Here is a 335-nt window from a genome sequence, read left to right on the forward strand (position 1 = left end):
CCGGTCGTGCCGATGGTGTCCTTGCCGTCCAGGTAGCCAGCGGGTTGCGTCTCGGCCACGTTGTAGGTGCCCGGGCGCAGGTTGGTGAACTGGTAGAAACCGTTCGCGTCGGTCGTGGCAGTGGCCGTGACCGGGTTGCCCAGGTCGTCGGTGCCCGTCAGCTTGACCTCGACCCCGGCAATCGGCGCCTCGCTGTTGCGCACGCCGTCGTTGCCCGCGTCTTCGTACACGTAGCCGCTGAGCGCGGCCGGCGGCAGTTCACCGAAGTTGTTCTCAACGCTGTTCGCACCGGCGACCAGCGTGATGCCGCTCAGCAGGTCGTTGCCAGCGGTGCC

1 protein-coding gene is annotated in these 335 nt (G+C 67.8%); it reads right to left on the bottom strand.

All coding sequences use genetic code 11. The features are described from left to right. Positions 1 to 335 (bottom strand): SdrD B-like domain-containing protein (locus FFT10_RS27575; protein WP_174246161.1); only part of this gene is annotated, 335 nt, incomplete at both ends.

This window comes from Pseudaquabacterium pictum (assembly GCF_005403045.1).
GTDB lineage: Bacteria > Pseudomonadota > Gammaproteobacteria > Burkholderiales > Burkholderiaceae_C > Pseudaquabacterium > Pseudaquabacterium pictum.